This is a genomic window from Cereibacter sphaeroides 2.4.1 (genome assembly GCF_000012905.2).
Taxonomy (GTDB): domain Bacteria; phylum Pseudomonadota; class Alphaproteobacteria; order Rhodobacterales; family Rhodobacteraceae; genus Cereibacter_A; species Cereibacter_A sphaeroides.
Genome location: NC_007493.2, coordinates 608,299 through 624,809 on the forward strand (window position 1 = coordinate 608,299; position 16,511 = coordinate 624,809).

19 protein-coding genes are annotated in these 16,511 nt (G+C 72.6%); 8 read left to right on the top strand and 11 right to left on the bottom strand.

What is annotated here, in order from left to right:
- Positions 1 to 80: 80 nt before the first annotated feature.
- Complete coding sequence (locus tag RSP_RS03025) at positions 81 to 704, bottom strand: GcrA family cell cycle regulator (RefSeq protein ID WP_011337151.1); 624 nt, start codon at positions 702 to 704, stop codon at positions 81 to 83.
- Positions 705 to 1,289: 585 nt separating this feature from the next.
- Between RSP_RS03025 and RSP_RS03030 the strand changes: the two genes are divergently transcribed.
- Together RSP_RS03030 and argF are read left to right on the top strand one after the other, a co-directional pair.
- Positions 1,290 to 2,471 carry an aspartate aminotransferase family protein gene (locus RSP_RS03030; RefSeq protein ID WP_011337152.1) on the top strand — a complete coding sequence of 394 codons (1,182 nt, stop codon included), beginning with the start codon at positions 1,290 to 1,292 and terminating at the stop codon, positions 2,469 to 2,471.
- 113 nt (positions 2,472 to 2,584) lie between these two features.
- Positions 2,585 to 3,511 carry an ornithine carbamoyltransferase gene (argF, locus tag RSP_RS03035; RefSeq protein WP_011337153.1) on the top strand — a complete coding sequence of 309 codons (927 nt, stop codon included), beginning with the start codon at positions 2,585 to 2,587 and terminating at the stop codon, positions 3,509 to 3,511.
- Positions 3,512 to 3,734: 223 nt separating this feature from the next.
- Here the strand turns inward: argF and RSP_RS03040 are convergent, their stop codons facing one another.
- The 5 genes from RSP_RS03040 to RSP_RS03060 form a co-directional block, all read right to left on the bottom strand.
- Positions 3,735 to 3,941: a hypothetical protein gene (locus RSP_RS03040; protein ID WP_002719163.1), complete on the bottom strand. Its 207-nt coding sequence runs from the start codon at positions 3,939 to 3,941 to the stop codon at positions 3,735 to 3,737.
- Between the two features lie 177 nt (positions 3,942 to 4,118).
- On the bottom strand, positions 4,119 to 4,613 hold the full coding sequence (locus RSP_RS03045) for a GreA/GreB family elongation factor (RefSeq protein ID WP_011337154.1): 495 nt from the start codon (positions 4,611 to 4,613) through the stop codon (positions 4,119 to 4,121).
- A gap of 25 nt (positions 4,614 to 4,638) precedes the next feature.
- Positions 4,639 to 5,115 (bottom strand): NUDIX domain-containing protein, encoded by a 477-nt coding sequence (locus RSP_RS03050; protein ID WP_011337155.1) that lies wholly within the window; start codon positions 5,113 to 5,115, stop codon positions 4,639 to 4,641.
- Between the two features lie 478 nt (positions 5,116 to 5,593).
- On the bottom strand, positions 5,594 to 8,020 hold the full coding sequence (gene hrpB / locus RSP_RS03055) for an ATP-dependent helicase HrpB (RefSeq protein ID WP_011337156.1): 2,427 nt from the start codon (positions 8,018 to 8,020) through the stop codon (positions 5,594 to 5,596).
- 45 nt (positions 8,021 to 8,065) lie between these two features.
- The gene (locus RSP_RS03060) at positions 8,066 to 8,779 is read right to left on the bottom strand and encodes a DUF3108 domain-containing protein (RefSeq protein ID WP_002719167.1); all 714 of its coding nucleotides are present in this window, start codon (positions 8,777 to 8,779) and stop codon (positions 8,066 to 8,068) included.
- Positions 8,780 to 8,915: 136 nt separating this feature from the next.
- Between RSP_RS03060 and meaB the strand changes: the two genes are divergently transcribed.
- The 4 genes from meaB to RSP_RS03080 all read left to right on the top strand — a co-directional run bounded on the left by meaB (position 8,916) and on the right by RSP_RS03080 (position 11,438).
- On the top strand, positions 8,916 to 9,887 hold the full coding sequence (meaB, locus tag RSP_RS03065) for a methylmalonyl Co-A mutase-associated GTPase MeaB (protein ID WP_011337157.1): 972 nt from the start codon (positions 8,916 to 8,918) through the stop codon (positions 9,885 to 9,887).
- Between the two features lie 213 nt (positions 9,888 to 10,100).
- A complete protein-coding gene (rpmB, locus tag RSP_RS03070; protein ID WP_011337158.1) occupies positions 10,101 to 10,391 on the top strand; it encodes a 50S ribosomal protein L28 in 291 nt (96 codons plus the stop codon).
- Between the two features lie 175 nt (positions 10,392 to 10,566).
- The gene (locus tag RSP_RS03075) at positions 10,567 to 10,926 is read left to right on the top strand and encodes a hypothetical protein (protein WP_002719170.1); all 360 of its coding nucleotides are present in this window, start codon (positions 10,567 to 10,569) and stop codon (positions 10,924 to 10,926) included.
- A 29-nt stretch (positions 10,927 to 10,955) separates the two neighbouring features.
- Positions 10,956 to 11,438, top strand: a complete 483-nt coding sequence (locus tag RSP_RS03080) for a copper chaperone PCu(A)C (protein WP_011337160.1) — start codon at positions 10,956 to 10,958, stop codon at positions 11,436 to 11,438.
- 39 nt (positions 11,439 to 11,477) lie between these two features.
- Here RSP_RS03080 and RSP_RS03085 read toward each other — a convergent pair whose 3' ends face one another.
- From RSP_RS03085 to RSP_RS03105, 5 genes are all read right to left on the bottom strand, one after another.
- A complete protein-coding gene (locus RSP_RS03085; RefSeq protein WP_011337161.1) occupies positions 11,478 to 11,789 on the bottom strand; it encodes a hypothetical protein in 312 nt (103 codons plus the stop codon).
- A gap of 207 nt (positions 11,790 to 11,996) precedes the next feature.
- Positions 11,997 to 12,449 carry a SpoIIAA family protein gene (locus tag RSP_RS03090; protein WP_011337162.1) on the bottom strand — a complete coding sequence of 151 codons (453 nt, stop codon included), beginning with the start codon at positions 12,447 to 12,449 and terminating at the stop codon, positions 11,997 to 11,999.
- A gap of 362 nt (positions 12,450 to 12,811) precedes the next feature.
- Positions 12,812 to 13,297: a diheme cytochrome c gene (locus RSP_RS03095; protein WP_011337163.1), complete on the bottom strand. Its 486-nt coding sequence runs from the start codon at positions 13,295 to 13,297 to the stop codon at positions 12,812 to 12,814.
- A gap of 14 nt (positions 13,298 to 13,311) precedes the next feature.
- Positions 13,312 to 13,701 (bottom strand): DUF1924 domain-containing protein, encoded by a 390-nt coding sequence (locus tag RSP_RS03100; protein ID WP_011337164.1) that lies wholly within the window; start codon positions 13,699 to 13,701, stop codon positions 13,312 to 13,314.
- A gap of 3 nt (positions 13,702 to 13,704) precedes the next feature.
- Positions 13,705 to 14,796 carry a cytochrome b/b6 domain-containing protein gene (locus RSP_RS03105; RefSeq protein ID WP_011337165.1) on the bottom strand — a complete coding sequence of 364 codons (1,092 nt, stop codon included), beginning with the start codon at positions 14,794 to 14,796 and terminating at the stop codon, positions 13,705 to 13,707.
- A 204-nt stretch (positions 14,797 to 15,000) separates the two neighbouring features.
- On the opposite strand from RSP_RS03105, the gene RSP_RS03110 reads away from it, so the two are divergent.
- Both RSP_RS03110 and RSP_RS03115 read left to right on the top strand, forming a co-directional pair.
- Positions 15,001 to 15,189 carry a hypothetical protein gene (locus RSP_RS03110; RefSeq protein ID WP_023003545.1) on the top strand — a complete coding sequence of 63 codons (189 nt, stop codon included), beginning with the start codon at positions 15,001 to 15,003 and terminating at the stop codon, positions 15,187 to 15,189.
- Positions 15,190 to 15,892: 703 nt separating this feature from the next.
- The gene (locus RSP_RS03115) at positions 15,893 to 16,099 is read left to right on the top strand and encodes a cold-shock protein (RefSeq protein WP_002719178.1); all 207 of its coding nucleotides are present in this window, start codon (positions 15,893 to 15,895) and stop codon (positions 16,097 to 16,099) included.
- The last annotated feature ends 412 nt before the right edge of the window (positions 16,100 to 16,511 follow it).

Genomic DNA, 16,511 nt, shown 5'->3' on the forward strand with positions numbered 1-16,511 from the left:
CCTAACCTCGCAGGCCGAGGCGGTGCGCAGGGCCGCCCCTGCGCGGGGAGGCGGCAGGTTTCCCTGCCGCCGGTCAGGCGTCAGCGGCGCCGGTCGCGGCGGGCGCTCATCGGCTGGAAGGCCACGCCCACATGCGCCTCGCAATAGGGCTTGCCGGCCGAGGAGGGCAGGCCGCAGAACCAGAAGTCATCGGTCGCCGGATCGCCGATCGGCCATTTGCAGGTCCGCTCGGTCAGTTCCATCAGCGTGAGACGGCGGGCGCGCTTCTCGACCTCGCGCACGGAGGCGAGCGCCTCGGGGCTGATCTCGTTGGCCGAGGGCTGCGGCGGCAGCGGCTGGCCCGCGGCCACAACGGGCTTGCGGATCGGCACCGGCGCCGCGGGGGCGGCCGGAGCCGGGGCAGGCCGTTCCGGCGCCGGGCGCGGCTCGGCGGCGCGAGGGGGCTCGGCCGGGCGGGCCGGCTCGGGACGCGGCGGAGCCGGGGGCGGGCTGGCCGGAGCCGCGCCCAAGGCCGGCGCCGCCTCTTCCTCGGCTTCCTCGCGGCTGCCGTTGCCGCCCACGCGGTTCGACAGGCCCAGACGGTGCACCTTGCCGATCACCGCGTTGCGGGTGACGCCGCCGAGTTCCTTGGCGATCTGGCTGGCGCTCTGGCCCTCGGCCCACATTCGCTTCAGGGTCTCGACGCGCTCGTCGGTCCAGGACATGCCGCAACTCCGCTTGAGGGTGGACCCGACCGGATGCCGGGCTTCCGCCGCTCCCCGCCTTCGGGGAGGAAGGGCGAGATTTACACCCGCCCCGCCCGTGTTTCAAGCCGCTCCGGCGCCGCGGCGCCTCCGGCCCGCCCCACAGGCCCCCGACCGGAGGCATCCGGCCGCCCTGCTTTCGCCGGAGATGTCGCCCCGACGCCGCGCGAACACGCGGGCGCCGGATGCCGCGCAAACGAAAGGCCGAAGACCTCGCATCCGCCGACGCTGCGCGAACGGCAGGGATGCCCGCGCGTTCCCCGACGCCGCGCGAACGGGGAGACAGGGCATTGCAGACCCTCTCCGCCGGGCCTCTCTTGCCGGGAGCACTGCCGACCCTCGGAAAAGCAGTGGACAGTCCGGCCGCACGGCGTTACGACCCATCGCATGACCTGCCGGACCCGCGCCCTTTCCGACCGACGTCGACGCTTCTGAGCGTCGCCCGCGCCTGCGCGCCTCTTCCGCCTGTCATTCCTTCCTGACACATCACGTTGACTTGGGGCGCCGCCTCTGGCACCCCTGTGGCTTCTCAAGGGACCCCTGCCGATGATCTCCGCCGTCCTGCCGACCTATAACCGCGCGCCCCTCGCCTTCGTTGCGGGCGAGGGCTCCTGGCTCACCGCCGAGGACGGCAGCCGATACCTCGACCTGGGCGCCGGCATCGCGGTGAATGCGCTGGGCCACGCCAATCCCGCGCTCGTCGAGGTGATCTCGGCGCAGGCCGCGAAGCTCTGGCATGTCTCGAACCTCTACCGCATCCCCGAGCAGGAGCGGCTGGCCGAGAAGCTGGTCGAAGCGACCTTCGCCGACACGGTGTTCTTCACCAACTCGGGCACCGAGGCCGCGGAACTCTCGATCAAGATGGTGCGGAAATACTGGTCCGAGAAGGGCCAGCCCGACCGGATCGAGATCCTCTGCTTCGAGGGCGCCTTCCACGGCCGTTCGACCGGCGCCATCGCGGCGGCGGGCTCGGAAAAGATGACCAAGGGCTACGGGCCGCTGATGCCGGGCTTCCGGCAGCTGCCCTTCGGCGATCACGAGGCGCTGCGGGCGGCCATCTCGGAGAAGACCGCGGCCGTGATGCTCGAGCCCGTGCAGGGCGAGGGCGGGATCCGCGTCCTGCCCGACGTCTGCCTCAAGGGGCTGCGCGACGCCTGCGACGCCGTGGGCGCGCTTCTCGTCTTCGACGAGGTGCAGTGCGGCATGGGGCGCACGGGCAGGCTCTTCGCCCATGAATGGGCGGGGATCGAGCCCGACATCATGATGGTGGCCAAGGGCATCGGCGGGGGCTTTCCGCTGGGCGCGGTGCTGGCGAAGAAAGCCGCGGCCGCGGCCATGACCGCAGGCACCCACGGCTCGACCTACGGCGGCAACCCCCTGGGCTGCGCAGTGGGCGCGAAGGTCATGGAGATCGTGGCCGATCCCGCCTTCCTCGCCGAGGTGAACCGCAAGGCCGCGCTCTTCCGCCAGAAGCTCGAGGGGCTGGTCGCGGCCCATCCGCAGGTCTTCGAGGAGGTGCGTGGCGCGGGCCTGATGCTCGGCCTCAAGTGCCGGGCGCCGAATGCCGATCTGGTGAAGGCGGCCTACGGCCAGCATCTGCTGACCGTGCCCGCGGCCGACAATGTGGTGCGCCTGCTGCCCGCGCTCAACATTCCCGACGAGGACATCGCCGAGGCGGTGGCGCGGCTCGACCGGGCGGCGGGGACGCTCGATGCCGATGCGGCCTGACGCCTGCCTGCGGGCCGACCCGCGCCGACGAGGGACCGCCGTTCCCCGTCACGCATGAACATCCGGCAGGCGGCGGTGCCCGAGGCCCGCGCCCGAGACAGAAGGCCCTTTCCGTGAACCACTTCCTCGATATCCACAAGACCGACACCGCCGAACTGCGGCAGATGATGGACAGCGCCCATGCGATGAAGGCCGCGCGCAAGGGGCGGCCCAAGGGCCAGCTCGACGAGGACCAGCCGCTCGCCGGTCGCATGGTCGCGCTGATCTTCGAGAAGCCCTCGACCCGCACCCGCGTCTCCTTCGACGTGGGCGTGCGCCAGATGGGCGGCCAGACCATGGTGCTTTCGGGCAAGGAGATGCAGCTCGGCCACGGCGAGACCATCGCCGACACGGCCCGCGTGCTCTCGCGCTATGTCGATCTCATCATGATCCGGACCTTCGAGGAGGCGACGCTGCTCGAGATGGCCGAGCACGCCACGGTGCCGGTCATCAACGGGCTCACGAACCGCACCCATCCCTGCCAGATCATGGCCGATGTCATGACCTACGAGGAACATCGCGGCCCGATCGCGGGGCGTAAGGTGGTCTGGGCGGGCGACGGCAACAATGTCTGCGCCTCGTTCCTGCATGCGGCGGGGCAGTTCGGCTTCGACTTCACCTTCACCGGCCCCTCCACGCTGGATCCCGAGGCCGAGTTCGTGGGCTATGCCCGCGAGAAGGGCCGGCGCGTCTCGATCGAGCGCGATCCGGCGAAGGCGGTGGCGGGCGCCGATCTCGTCGTCACCGACACCTGGGTCTCGATGCACGATCCGCAATCCGCGCGCGAGCGGCGGCACAACCAGCTCAGGCCCTATCAGGTGAACGAGACGCTGATGGCGCAGGCCAAGCCCGATGCGCTGTTCATGCACTGCCTGCCCGCGCATCGCGACGACGAGGCCACGAGCGCGGTGATGGACGGCCCCCATTCGGTGATCTTCGACGAGGCCGAGAACCGGCTCCATGCGCAGAAGGCCATCATGCGCTGGTGCCTCGGCCTCTGAGGCGCAGGCCAGGGGCGGGCCGGCTGATGGCCCGCTTTCAGCCTTCGGAGCGCGCAGGAGGCGGGCCCGAGGGGCTTGCCGGGCCGAAGTCCGGCTGCCGTGGACGGATCGCGGGTTGCCGCTCCGGCTCCGGCCCGTCAGACGGTGCGATCCGTGGGGCGCCGACGCGGCTGCGGCCGGTCATGCCTCCCGGTCCGTCAGGCGCCGCCCCGGCTCCGGCCCGTCAGGCGTCCTGTTCGCTGGCGGCGCGGAAGCGGCAGCTCCAGCTTGCGACATGGTAGCGGGGATGATCGAAGATCCACTTCGCCAGTTCCGGCTGCGCCCGCAGCACGCAGGCGGTCGGCGACAGGTCGTCGGCATAGTAGAGGCTGCGCTTCTCGCAGGCGGCGGGGGCGGCGCTGAGGCAGGCCACGAAGGCAAGTTCGATCATGTCGACCTCTTCAAAAGGGTTGGCGTGATCCTCCCTGAACACCGCTGATACCGTGAAACGCTTGCAGGACCCTTGCACGGCGGTGCCCCGCGAGGGGCAAAGACCTCGTTCCGGCCCCCAACGTGCAAAGACGGTTCCGGTTGCCGAAGATATGCGCATCGAGAAAAACGCCGGCCGTCACTCCGGACGCGCGATTCCCGTCACCGTCAGCGTGACCTCGCCCGCGGGCCGGGTCCAGACCACCTTTTCGCCGAGACGCGCCCCCATCAGCGCGCGGGCGAGGGGGGCCTGCGGCGCGATGCGGCGGGCCGTGGCCTGCGCCTCGTCCTCGCCGGTGATCTCCCAGACGGTGCGGCGGCCGGCCTCGTCCTCGACGGTCACGGCGAGGCCGAAGGCCACCTCGTCCAGCGGCTGGGCCGCGGGATCGACGAGGATGGCCGAGGCGATGCGCGCCTCGAGATAGCGGATGTCGCGCTCGGCCGCGGCCTCGGGCAGGCGATCCAGCCTGTCCTCGCGGGCGCGGAGCGCGCGCAGGCGCGCCTGCGTGGCGAGAAGCCGGGCCTGCAGATCGGCCAGCCCGCGCGGGGTGACGAGGTTCGGATGCGGGCTGATCGGCAGGTCGGGCAGGGGCGTGTTGTCCGGCCCGTCCTCCTTCACGAAGGCGCGGCTCATGGGGCTCTCCGGCAGCGGGGCAGGGTCATCGGACGATCACCTCCAGCGGGTCGTAGAGGAGGCCGCCGCCCCAGGCCGCCCCCGCGAGGCTGTCGGGCTTGTGGCGGATGCGGGCGAGCTCTGCTTGCGCGAAGAAGCGCCGCTCGGTCACGATGCCCGCGGGATCGCGCCACTCGGCCGAGAGGCTGCCCGCGAGGATGCGGCAGCGGAAATAGACGTCGACCTGATGAAAGCCCGTGCCGGGATCGTGGAACTCGTTCACGAGGCAGGGATCGTCCACCGCCACGGTGAGGCCGGTCTCCTCGGCCACCTCGCGCACCAGATTGTCGGGCAGCGAGGCGCCGGGCTCGACCCCTCCGCCGGGGGCGCACCACAGATCCGACACACCGCCCGGCCAGGCATTGACCAGAAGCAGGCGGTTCTCGTGCAGGATCAGGGCGCGGACGGCGAGGCGGGGAGATGTCATGTCCCGACCCTCGCAGGCGCCGCGGGCCTTGTCCATCGCCCGGCGCAGGAGGGCAGGCGCCGAGGCGGAGCAGGGCCCTGCGACGGAAGCCCGACCTGCACGGGACCGGACCTCAGGGGCGCTCGGGGAACCGGCAGGCGAGGTGCGGCCCCGGCCGGATCCGGGCGGGGGAGCCGTCGGCAGGGGCATCGAGCCCCCGCCGACGGCGCTGCCGCGGACGAGGCGCGGGCGCGACCGGACCTTCCGGTCAGCGACGGGGTGCAGCCCATGGCCCCGTCCGTGCCGAGCCCGGGGCCAGGACGGAAGCGGGCGGCCGCCTTAAGGTTTACCGATGGGACCGGCGCTGCCGCTGGCGAGGCGCCAGCCGGCCGAACCTTGCGGTGGCGACGGCCGTCGCCCGAAGCCCCGATCCTCGCTGCGCCCATCCGGGCCAGAACCGCAGCGAGGCGCTGCCTTCGAGCGTCGCAGCCCGGACGGCGCGGCCCCGGATGCGGTGCCGCCTGCTCCGATCCGGTCAGGTTCCGCGGGGCTTCGCCCGCAGCGTGGGCTCGGCCACCGTCGGATCCTCGGGCCAGGGGTGGCGCGGATAGCGACCGCGCATGTCGCGGCGCACGTCGGCATAGGAGCTGGCCCAGAAGCCCGGCAGGTCCATCGTCACCTGCACCGGTCGCTGGCCCGGCGACAGGAGCGTGATCCGCAGCGGCAGCCGCTTCGGCCCCACCGTCGGATGCTCCGTCACCCCGAAGAGTTCCTGCAGGCGGATCTCGATCCCCGGCGCCTCGCCCTCGTAGTCGATGGGCACCCGGCGGCCGAGCGGCGTCTCGAACTGCGGCGGAGCGAGCCTGTCGAGGAGCTGCATCCCCTCCCAACCGAGGCGGGCGCGCAGCGCCTCGGTGAGATCCAGCGCGCGGAGCTCGGCCTCGGTGCGCCGGCCGCCGAGGAAGGGCAGGAGCCAGCCCGGATCCTCGAGCAGGGCCGCATCCGACATGTCGGGCATCGGGGCCCCTTCCGCGCGCAGAAGCTCCACCCGCGCCCGGAGCCGCCGGGCGGAGGCGCTCCAGGGCAGGCCGATCTGGCGCAGCCCCTCGACGGCCGCCAGCGCCAGCGCCTCCGGCGGCACCTCGGGCCAGGTCCGGTCGTCGAGCACGAGCGCGCCGAAACACTCCTGCCGGCGGGCCACCACGCGACCCTCGCGGCGCGACCAGTGGCAAACCTCGCGCCAGCGGATCTGCGGCGCGAAGAGCGCGCGGAGATCGGACTCCGGGATCGGCGCCGCCTGCCGCACCTTCGCCTCGCGCGCATCCCCGTCGAGATCGGTCGCCACGATCAGCCGGACCCCGGCGAGCGGCTGGCCCGGCTCCATCGCCGCCCCTTTGCCGCCCGAGAGCACCCAGCGCGGCGCCTCGCCCTTGCGCCGGAGCCCCACGCGGTCGGGGTAGGCCAGGGCCGCCATCTGGCCCACCGACAGCCCCGCCTCGGGTGTCGTCACCGCACGGGCGAGCCTGCGGGCCTCCTCGCGGATGCGGGCGAGGGCCGCGCGGTTCACCTCGTGCGGATGCTCGTCCGAGAACCTCTTCGGATCGGCCAGCGCGGCGAGACGCAGCGCGAGGTCGGGCGGTCCCCTCACCGGATCGCGGTCGGACATCAGGGCCGCGAGCGGCGCGGCCGAGGGCCCGGCCACCGTCAGCATGTGGCCGAGGCGCGGATGAAGCGGCAGCCGGGCCAGCGCCTGCCCATGGGCCGTGACCCGCCCCTCCTCGAGCGCGCCCAGACCCTCGAGGAGGCCGCGCGCCTCGGCCAGCACCCCCGGATGGGGCGGGGTCAGGAAGGGCAGGTCGGCGCTGCCCCAGACCGCAAGCTCGAGCGCCAGCGCGGTGAGATCGGCCGCCTCGATCTCGGCCGGCGGAAAGGCCGCAAGCGCGCCTTCCTCGCCGCGGGTCCACATCCGGTAGCAGATCCCCTCGGCCACCCGACCGGCACGGCCGCGGCGCTGGTCGGCCTCGGCCCGCGTCACCCGCTCGGTCACCAGCCGCGACATGCCGGAACTCGGATCGAACCGCGCCCGCCGCGCCCGGCCCGCATCGACCACGACCCGCACGCCGGGAATGGTGAGCGAGGTCTCGGCGATCGAGGTCGCGAGCACGATCCGCCGCCCGGGCCCTTCCTCCAGCGCCCGGCGCTGGGCCGCGAGATCGAGCGCGCCGAAGAGCGGCGCCACCTCGCAGCCGAGGCCGCCGAGAAGCCCCTCGACGCGGCGGATCTCGCCCTCGCCCGGCAGGAAGACCAGCAGATCGCCCGCGGTCTCGGCCACCGCCTGCCGCACGAGGGCCGCCACCTCGGGCTCGAGCCGCGCGCCCGCGGGCAGCGGCCGCGGAAGCCACCGCGTTTCGACCGGAAAGGCGCGACCCTCCGAGGTCACCACCGGCGCGCCGCCCATCAGCCCGGCCACGGGGCCCGCGTCGAGCGTGGCGGACATGACCAGAAGCAGCAGATCCTCGCGCAGCGCGCTCCGCACCTCGAGCGCGAGGGCGAGCCCCAGATCGGCATTCAGGCTGCGCTCGTGGAACTCGTCGAAGAGAAGCGCGCCGATGCCCGTAAGCTCCGGGTCGTCCTGAAGGGTGCGGGTGAGGATGCCCTCGGTCACCACCTCGATCCGGGTCTCGCGCGAGACGCGCGCCTCGCCGCGGATGCGGTAGCCCACCGTGCGGCCCACGGGCTCGCCCAGCGTCGCCGCCATCCGTTCGGCGGCCGCGCGGGCAGCCAGACGCCGCGGCTCGAGCATCACGATGCGCCCCTCGGTGAGGCCCGCCTTCAGGATCGCCAGCGGCACGCGCGTGGTCTTGCCCGCGCCGGGCGGCGCCTGCAGCACCGCCATCCGCTGCGCGCGGAGCGCCGCGATCAGCCCGGGCAGGGCGGCATCGATGGGAAGCGTCTCGGTCATGCGGCCCTTATGGCGCCCGGCGCGGGCGCGCGCCAGAGCGGGCGGTCAGCGCCGCCGCAGGGTGGCCTTGCCGTAGATCGTGTCGGTGGCGACCTGCACGACGCGCATGCGCCCCTCGGCGGTGGGCTCGTAGCGCAGCGTGAAGGGGAAGCGCGACTTCTCGGCCATGTCCTCCTCGGAATAGCCCGCGATCCGCCGGAACTCTCCGGCGCAGGCGACGCCGCCCTCGGCCGCCTGCGGCGCGCCGAGCACGACCTGCGTCCGCCGCCGCCCGTCGAAGATCTCGAGCGAGGTCCGGCATTCCTGCCCGGGATCCACGTCGCGCAGCGCGGCATAGAGCGCGGTCAGCGGATCGACCGTGCCGCGCTGGGCGGCCGGATCCACATCGTAGGAGCGGGGCTTGCGCGCAGGCTCGTAGCGTTCGACCACCGGCCGGCCGTTCCGCCAGGCGAGCTGCACCTCGGACTGACGCCGCCCGGTGTCGGCCTTCTCGCTGTAGGCGCTGGCCTGCGGCGTGCCGCGCACGATCCGGCCGCTCGCGCGGGCATCGTAGCGGACCGTGCGCAGGAGGCTCACGAGACCGCCGCTCTGCAGCCGCCCGTTCACCGCATAGCGCCCGTCCTGCTCGCTGCCCGCGAAGGAGAGCGTGCCCGCCCGCACCCCGCGCAGCACGAGGTCGAACACCGCCTCGTCGGACTGGGCCGCCGCCGGCCCCGCCAGAAGCAGCATCAGCGCCGCGATCCCGAACCCGATCCGCATCGAACCCTCCTTTGCCGCATCCGAGCCTCTGGCATATCGCGGGAAGAGAGGGCACAACAGCCCCGCATCCCCGGGCAGGCCTGACAATCGCGTCACCGCGCCCGCGATGCGCCAGACCCTCATGCCGGAGCGCCCGATGGACCTGACCGATCTCGCCTCCCGTCTCGCCAGCGGCGACCGCCGTGCGCTGGCGCGCGCCATCACGCTGGTCGAGAGCCGCCGCGCCGATCACCGCGAGGCGGCGCTCGCGCTTCTGGCCGATCTGGCCCGGAACGGGCGCGAGGCGCTGCGCATCGGCCTCTCGGGCACGCCCGGCGTCGGCAAATCCACCTTCATCGAGAGCTTCGGCCTCCGGCTGACGGGGCAGGGGCTGAAGGTCGCCGTGCTCGCGGTCGATCCCTCCTCGGCGCGCTCGGGCGGCTCGATCCTCGGCGACAAGACCCGGATGGAGCGGCTCTCGCGCGATCCGCAGGCCTTCATCCGGCCCTCGCCCTCCCAGACCCATCTGGGCGGCGTCGCGCGGCGCACGCGCGAGGCGGTGGCGCTCTGCGAGGCCGCGGGCTTCGACGTCATCCTGATCGAGACGGTGGGGGTGGGCCAGTCCGAGACCGTGGTGGCCCAGCTCTGCGATCTCTTCCTGCTCCTGCTCGCGCCCGCGGGCGGCGACGAGCTGCAGGGCGTCAAGCGCGGCATCATGGAGATGGCCGACCTCATCCTCGTGAACAAGGCCGACGGCGATCTGAAGCCCGCGGCGCTGCGGACGGTGGCGGACTACGCCGGCGCGCTGCGGCTCCTGCGCCGGAGGCCGCAGGATCCCGAGGACTTCCCCAAGGCGATGCCGGTCTCCGCACTCGAGGAACAGGGGCTGGCCGACGCCTGGACCGAGATGCAGGCGCTCGTGGCCTGGCGCCGCGAAACGGGCCATTTCGCCCGCCGCCGCGCCGAGCAGGCGCGCCACTGGTTCGAGGAGGAGGTGCGCGAGGGCCTCCTCGCCGTTCTGAGCCGCCCCGGCCCTGCGCGCGAGCGGATGGCGCGCCTCGGCGCCGCCGTGACCCGCGGCGAGATCACCCCCGAGGCCGCCGCGGCCGAGCTTCTGACCACGCTCTGAGGCCCCCGGCCCTTCAGTCTGGCCCAAATATCCCGCGGGGGTGCGGGGGCGCGAAGCCCCCGCGCGGCCGGCCCCCGCCTCCCGGCCCGCGGGCTCTCCCTCCCGCCCCTGAATCGCTTGACGCCGCCCCGCTTTGCCCCTAAACGGCCTCGATGGAATTCGGCGCGCTGCCTTTGGCGGTGCCCTTCATGCACAACCACGAGGATCTCGACCATGTCGCGCGTCTGCGAACTTAGCGGTAAGGCTCCGATGACCGGCAACACGGTCAGCCACGCCAACAACAAGAGCCGTCGGCGCTTCCTGCCGAACCTGAACGATGTCACGCTGATCTCGGACGTGCTCGGCCAGTCCTTCAAGCTGCGCATCTCGGCCGCGGCGCTGCGGACGGTCGACCACCGCGGCGGCCTCGACGCGTTCCTCGCGAAAGCCAAGGACGACGAGCTGTCGGTCAAGGCCCGCGCGATCAAGAAAGAGATCGAGAAGGCTCAGGCCACCGCGGCCTGATCCGGCGCCTTCGCCGCATGAGTGGGGGCCCCGCGTCGCGCGGGGCCTTTTTCGTTTCGGACATTCCCCGCTGCGGCCCGGGACCCGGCCGGAAGCCCCACGCGGATCGCGGCCCCGGGGTGCGCCGGCGCCATCTTCGCGCCGAGGGCCGCTTGTGGCCGGCGCCGGGCGGCCTATGATCGGGGCCATGATGCGCTCCCTTCTGGCCTGCCTCCTCTCCCTCTGTCTCGCCGCGGCCTCGCTGACGGTGGCCGAGGCGCGCGGTCGCGCGGCGGGAGCGCAGCAGGTGGTGATCTGCACCGGCTACGGCGTGACCGCGGTCGCGCTCGATGCGCAAGGCCGGCCGGTGGGCCCGCTCCACCCCTGCCCGGATTGCCTCGGAGGGCTGACCCTTCTGGCGCTTCCGCAGGCCCCGGCACTGCCCGCCCTGTCGCTCGGGCGGGGCGAGGCTCTGGCCGTGCCGCCTCCGATCCGCGCCACTGCGGCCGCCTCTCCCGTCCCCTGCGCCCGGGATCCGCCTGTCTCGTCCGCCTGATCGCCAAATCACACAGTCAGGAGAGACAGATGACCCCGTTCCAAGCCATCCTCGCGGCCGCCGCCGTGACCTTTGCCCTGCCGGCCTTCGCCGACAGCGAACTTGCCGTGACCGACGCCTATGCCCGCGTCGCGAGCCCCGCCGCCCAATCCGGCGCCATCTTCATGGTGATCGAGAACCACGGCGCGAGCGACGACCGCCTCGTCTCGGCCGCAACCGACGCGGCCGCCCGGGTCGAACTCCACACCCACCTCGCCGGGCAGGACGGCGTCATGCAGATGGTCGAGGTGAAGGAAGGGTTTCCGGTGCCCGCGCACGGCAGCCATGCTCTCGCCCGCGGCGGCGATCATGTGATGCTGATGGGCCTCACGAAGCCGCTGAAGGAGGGCGACGAGATCGCGCTGACGCTCACCTTCGAGAGCGGCAAGGTGCTCGAGGTCGCGGCGCCGGTGGATACGAGCCGCGAGGCGCCGATGGGCGACCACATGAAGGGCATGACGCACGGCAACTGACGTGCGGGCAGGGCGCGCGACAACGCGCGCCCTCGGCCGTCAGCCGCCGCAATAGGCCTGAGCCGCTTCCCCGAAGGATTTGTAGCGCTTCCAGAAAGCCGTGTCCGAGCTGCGGCTCGAGAAGCGCACGTCCTGCGCCTCGTCGGGATTGGCGAAGAACTTCGCCGCGCGCCGCTGGTCGCCCGAGGGCAGCGTCATGTCCGCAACCTGCTGGATGCAGTTGCAGGTCGCCACATTGGCGGCCTGCCGGTCGGAGCGCAGGCAGGCCCGTTCGATCGGACCTCCGGCGCTGGCGATGGTGGGAAGGACGAGCGCGGCAAAAGCCGCCGCCGCGAGGGCCGGTTTCTTCATCGTCTGCCTCGTTTACTGCTCCGGCAGGTTGATCCCGCCGCGTTGGTCTTCGCGAACTATGCCCGAAAGCCGGTTTTCTTCAAACCGATTCGAGCCTTGCACCGCGATCTTCAGAGATCACGGTCCCGCGAGCACCCTTGGCAGCCGCCGCAGGCCCGAGGCCGGGCAGGTGCATCCGGATCTCTCGCCCCGCCCGGCGGGGCACGCTCAGCGACGCGCCACCCACGCCTCGGCGGCGTCCCTCTGCGTCAGGGGAAAGGTGCGCGCCTGAACCGGCATGAACCAGTCGCTCGTCTCGATCATCAGGGCCGCGATCTTCGGGGGCTCGACGACGGCATAGCGGCGGACCTTGCCGAGGGAGCGGAAACCCGCCTTCAGCCCCTCGAGATCGAGGGCCGCGGCGGGGGTGAGGCCGGTGAACTCCGGCAGCACCACCAGCATGTCGACGCTCTCGAACCGGTCGAAAGCCGCGAGGACGGTCTCCGCCATGCGCCGGATCTCGGGGCGGCCGACATGACCGCCGAGCTCGAAGGTGAGGATATGCGGCGCAGGGCTCGGAAGCCGGCGCAGCCAGCCCGGCCGCCCGCGGCTCTGCGCGCCGAGCGCCACTGCCCCGAGCCCGAGCAGGCCAAGGCCGAGGAGGACGGTCCGCGCGCGCATCAGCGCAGGCCCCCGGACCGGAGGACGGGACGGCGTCGCGCCGCCCGCCCGCCCGTGCCCGCGTCACCGCATCCCATGGCCGGGAAGATCGCCGCCCCGCGCGCCGTCCCGATGGCAAGATCCGCTCTCATGGCCTCCATGCGCCTCTCCCGTTGCTTGTGTCGGGGGCAAACGCGGTCGAAGGCTTCCGGTTCGCGACCCTCTTCAGAGGATCCGGGGCAGGGGGGCAGGCGGGGCGCCTGCTCTGCCGTGCGCCCCGGGTCACGGCGGGTTGCCCGATGGTGCCTTCGGTCGCCCTTGCGACCGCTGTGGCCCCCGGCGGCGCGACGGGCGCCTCCGGGAGCCCGGGTCGAAGACGCCGGTCAGTCGTCGTCGAACAGGCCGCGCTCGGCGCCGGTATGACAGGCGGCGCAGTTCGACATGCTCCGGGCCTTCTCCAGCATGCGCGGCGACACTTCGTCGGCATGCTTGCGCTTGAACCAGGGCAGCTCCGAGATCCGGAGCGGCGTGTCGGTCTGGACCAGTCCGCGCAGCGCGCGGCCCGCGCCCGAACTGTCCGCGGCATTCGCGACGAGGTAGGATTCGATCTGGCCGCGGCTCGCCTCGTCGAGCGAGGCATCCTCGCCGAAATGGTTGGGAAGGTCTGCCATCAGGGCGGTCCAGGACCGGGCGGGCAGCAGCGCCGCCGGATAGGCCATGTGGCAGGCCGAACATTCGGTCCGGGTGAGCGGATCGGTCACCACGAGGGCGGCGCGCCGGCCGCCGTGTTCGCCGTCGTCATCGGCATAGGTGGCAGTCCAGCCGGCCGGCAGAAGGCACAGCGCGAGCGCAAGGATCCGGAGGGTCATCGTCTGTCCTCCGCTCATTGGGCCGCGAGCCAGGCCAGAAGATCGGCCTTCTCGCCCGGCGTGCAGTCGCGGCCGATCACGCTGTTGCAGTTGCGGCCGAGCCATTTCTCGACCCTGGCGCTGTCGGTGAAGCGGTCGGGCGTGGCCGAGGGCGCGAGCGGCGCGATCTCCTTGCCGGTGCGGGTCTGGCCCGCCCGCGTCACGTCCGCACCGTGGCAGGTGGTGCAGGAGGGCGTGTCGGGCTTGCCGCCGGTCTGGGTCGACAGGAAGAGCGCGCGGCCCCGTTCGGCATCGGCGGGCGCGCCGGCGGCGGCCTCGTAGCCTGCGATGAGCTGCGCGGGGCTGGTGTCTCCGGCCAGTGCGGGACCGGCCAGAACGGCCGAGAGGATGAGGAAACGGGTCACGGGTCACTCCTTGGGTAGGTGGATCGAAAAGGGCGAGAAGAGGCCGCTCTCGGCGTCGGCATGGCAGGCCGTGCAGGTCGCGGGGCTGCGGACCGAAGGCTGGCGGAAGAGCCTGTCGGGCAGTCCTCCGTGCAGGCGCTTCCAGCCCGGCGTCTCGGTGAGGGTGAAGGGCGCGCCGGGCGCGGTCTCGGCGAAGGCATGGGCGGGCAGGGTGTCGGCCGTCTCCGCGGCATGTCCGGTGAGCCATGCCTCGATCTCGGCGGCGGTGGCCGGATCGAGGCGCGCATCCTCTCCGAAATGGTCGGCGAGGCCCGCCATCAGCATCCGCCACGAGGCGGCGGGTAGCAGGCTCGGATGATAGGCCATGTGGCAGGCGGAGCATTCGTCCCGCGTCGTGGCGTCGAAGGCCACGGGCATCCCCTGCGGCGCCCGCGCGGAAAGCGCGCTGCTGGCGGCCCAGAGGCCGGAGCCCACCAGCAGCAGAAGGACGAGGGCCAGCGGACCGCGCGCGGGGATCTCCTCCGCCGGGTGGTCGCCCGGGCGGGCCTCCTTGCTGCCGGTCAGCATGGCGCGGGCGAGGTTCTCGCGGCTGCGGCGGCTCTCGAAGGCGACCCCGCCGAGATGCAGCGCGACGAGCCCGAACACCGCCCAGGCGGCGACCTCGTGGAGCATGTGCCACGCGCGTCCGGCCTCGAACGACCAGAAGGCCAGCGGGCCGGTCTTGAACAGGCCGCCCAGCAGGATGAGCCCGGAGAGGCCGATCAGCAGGATCGACCCGATCAGGGCCAGCACCATCAGCGCGCCCAGCGGGTTGTGCCCGAGGTGGCGCGGGGCTGCCGAACGGAGGTGGCCCAGCACGGCGGCCGGCGAGGGGAGGAAGTCGCGGAACCGCGCGTGGGTGGGGCCGGTGAAGCCCCAGACGATCCGCGCGATCACGAGCGCCAGCGCGGCGAGGCCGCCGCCGATGTGCCAGCGGATCGCCTCCGCGCCGCCGAGAAAGCCGGTGGCGGCCGACAGGCCAATGCTGGCGGCCAGCGACCAGTGAAAGAGGCGGATCGGAAGATCCCAGACGGGAACGAGGGGCGGGCGACTCATGACGGACTCCGATGGCAACGGACTTCTTCTTCCGGGCCAAGGTGACGAGCGGCTGACGCGGTCGGTCAGCTTCCTGTCAGCATCCGGAGACGCTGGGGCCGGCAGGCGCGTGACAGCCGCCTGACAGGCCGCGTCAGCCGCGGCTCAGGGGAAGGTGCGACAAGGGTGCACCGATCCGCCTCTGTCCTCTCATGGGAGATTGCCATGTCCCTGTCCGCCGTCACCCCGTCCGCCCGCCTCCTGCCGATGGCGGTGCGCCCCGACCCTCCCCGCGCCGAGGGCGCCGTCTCGCGGTCGCAGGACCCCTGCGGCCGCTGCACCTTCAGCTGGTGCGACGCGCCCTGGTCCTCGGGCCGCACCGGCTGCCCCGCCTGCCCGGGACGCGCGAGCTGACCGGCCGCGGAAAGGGCGCGGACTGTCAGGCCCCTCCGCATGCCGAGGCCCCGCGCGACAATGGCCGGTGCGCAGCAGGGCGCCCGAGCGCGGACGATGCCGGAGCGGCTGGCAGACCGGCCCACGTCCGAGACATCCGTCCGGCGCACGCCCTCGCCCATGCGCGGCCGAGCCCGCGCGCCCCGGAAGCCCGTGCATGAAAGGGCTCCCGGTCTCCGGGCCGGAGCGGCAGCGCGGCCAGCCCGCGACGGCACCGGAGGCCTCGTCCGCGAGGACAGTGGCGCGATGAGCCGCGCCGTTGCCCGCCGCCGGCGCCTCGTCAGGCCGCGCGGCTTTCGGCTGTCCCGACAAGGCGATGCAGGGCACCCGAGCGTCGGGCACCGCAGGTCGCGCGTGACCCCTCTCAGGCCGTCGGCGTCTTCATGTGCCGGAGCGGGCAGGGCCGGGGGGAGGGAGCCAGCGGCAGGAAAGGCCGCCCCCGGGGGGTTGAGCGGGCACGATGAGCGACGACCCGCCCTCGGCCGTCCGGGAATCGCGGCCGGTGTCTCGACCGAGGTTGTTTTGTCGCCCGGTTTCTGTCATACAGGCGGAGCAAAGCATCTCTTTCGACCTTCTGTTTCCTTGCGGCTTCAGTTGCGACTCTGACGAGACTGGGCCGGGCCATCGCATTCAGCGGATGGCATCAAGATAAGGAAATACCACGATGGCCAACGGCACCGTGAAATGGTTCAACGCCACCAAAGGTTTCGGCTTCATCGCTCCGGCGGGTGGCTCGAAGGACGTGTTCGTCCACATCAGCGCCCTCGAGCGCGCCGGCATCCGTCAGCTCAATGACGGCCAGGCCGTGACCTTCGACCTCGAAACCGACCGCAACGGCCGCGAATCGGCGACGAACCTCGCTCTCGCCTGATCGGCAGGTCGACTTCAAGGCAGGAACGGGCGGCTCGGCCGCCCGTTTTTCATTTCTGATCTTTCATTTCCGGATCGCTCGGTCGAAGCCACCTCATCCGATCCGGCGCGCGGCCTCGTCCCGGCCGCGGCAGATCCGGGGGTCTTCCAGTGACGTCCCGCAGGGCCGTCCCCTCGTCAGGAACTCCCCGATCGACCGGAGGCCCGGATCCCGCCCGGCCTTCTTCATGCAAGGACCACCGCCGGACCGGTCGCAGGCCCGATCCTGCTCGTTGCGAATAGGTCGAGCGGCGGGCGGCCGCCCCGCGCGCGCGAGAGACCGGTGCTCCGGTTCGGCGGCTGCGTGCCTCGGGCCGATCCTGCTCTCCTCGGCCGCGCCTGCCTGTGGACGGCGCGAATCCGCCCGTTTCATG

What these genes read in the sequence shown, in the direction of transcription:
- RSP_RS03025 (WP_011337151.1), bottom strand. Translation starts at nt 704, where the DNA reads ATGTCCTGGACCGACGAGCGCGTCGAGACCCTGAAGCGAATGTGGGCC.
- RSP_RS03030 (WP_011337152.1), top strand. Translation starts at nt 1,290, where the DNA reads ATGATCTCCGCCGTCCTGCCGACCTATAACCGCGCGCCCCTCGCCTTC.
- RSP_RS03040 (WP_002719163.1), bottom strand. Translation starts at nt 3,941, where the DNA reads ATGATCGAACTTGCCTTCGTGGCCTGCCTCAGCGCCGCCCCCGCCGCC.
- RSP_RS03045 (WP_011337154.1), bottom strand. Translation starts at nt 4,613, where the DNA reads ATGAGCCGCGCCTTCGTGAAGGAGGACGGGCCGGACAACACGCCCCTG.
- RSP_RS03050 (WP_011337155.1), bottom strand. Translation starts at nt 5,115, where the DNA reads ATGGACAAGGCCCGCGGCGCCTGCGAGGGTCGGGACATGACATCTCCC.
- hrpB (WP_011337156.1), bottom strand. Translation starts at nt 8,020, where the DNA reads ATGACCGAGACGCTTCCCATCGATGCCGCCCTGCCCGGGCTGATCGCG.
- RSP_RS03060 (WP_002719167.1), bottom strand. Translation starts at nt 8,779, where the DNA reads ATGCGGATCGGGTTCGGGATCGCGGCGCTGATGCTGCTTCTGGCGGGG.
- meaB (WP_011337157.1), top strand. Translation starts at nt 8,916, where the DNA reads ATGGACCTGACCGATCTCGCCTCCCGTCTCGCCAGCGGCGACCGCCGT.
- rpmB (WP_011337158.1), top strand. Translation starts at nt 10,101, where the DNA reads ATGTCGCGCGTCTGCGAACTTAGCGGTAAGGCTCCGATGACCGGCAAC.
- RSP_RS03075 (WP_002719170.1), top strand. Translation starts at nt 10,567, where the DNA reads ATGATCGGGGCCATGATGCGCTCCCTTCTGGCCTGCCTCCTCTCCCTC.
- RSP_RS03080 (WP_011337160.1), top strand. Translation starts at nt 10,956, where the DNA reads ATGACCCCGTTCCAAGCCATCCTCGCGGCCGCCGCCGTGACCTTTGCC.
- RSP_RS03085 (WP_011337161.1), bottom strand. Translation starts at nt 11,789, where the DNA reads ATGAAGAAACCGGCCCTCGCGGCGGCGGCTTTTGCCGCGCTCGTCCTT.
- RSP_RS03090 (WP_011337162.1), bottom strand. Translation starts at nt 12,449, where the DNA reads ATGCGCGCGCGGACCGTCCTCCTCGGCCTTGGCCTGCTCGGGCTCGGG.
- RSP_RS03095 (WP_011337163.1), bottom strand. Translation starts at nt 13,297, where the DNA reads ATGACCCTCCGGATCCTTGCGCTCGCGCTGTGCCTTCTGCCGGCCGGC.
- RSP_RS03105 (WP_011337165.1), bottom strand. Translation starts at nt 14,796, where the DNA reads ATGAGTCGCCCGCCCCTCGTTCCCGTCTGGGATCTTCCGATCCGCCTC.
- RSP_RS03110 (WP_023003545.1), top strand. Translation starts at nt 15,001, where the DNA reads ATGTCCCTGTCCGCCGTCACCCCGTCCGCCCGCCTCCTGCCGATGGCG.
- RSP_RS03115 (WP_002719178.1), top strand. Translation starts at nt 15,893, where the DNA reads ATGGCCAACGGCACCGTGAAATGGTTCAACGCCACCAAAGGTTTCGGC.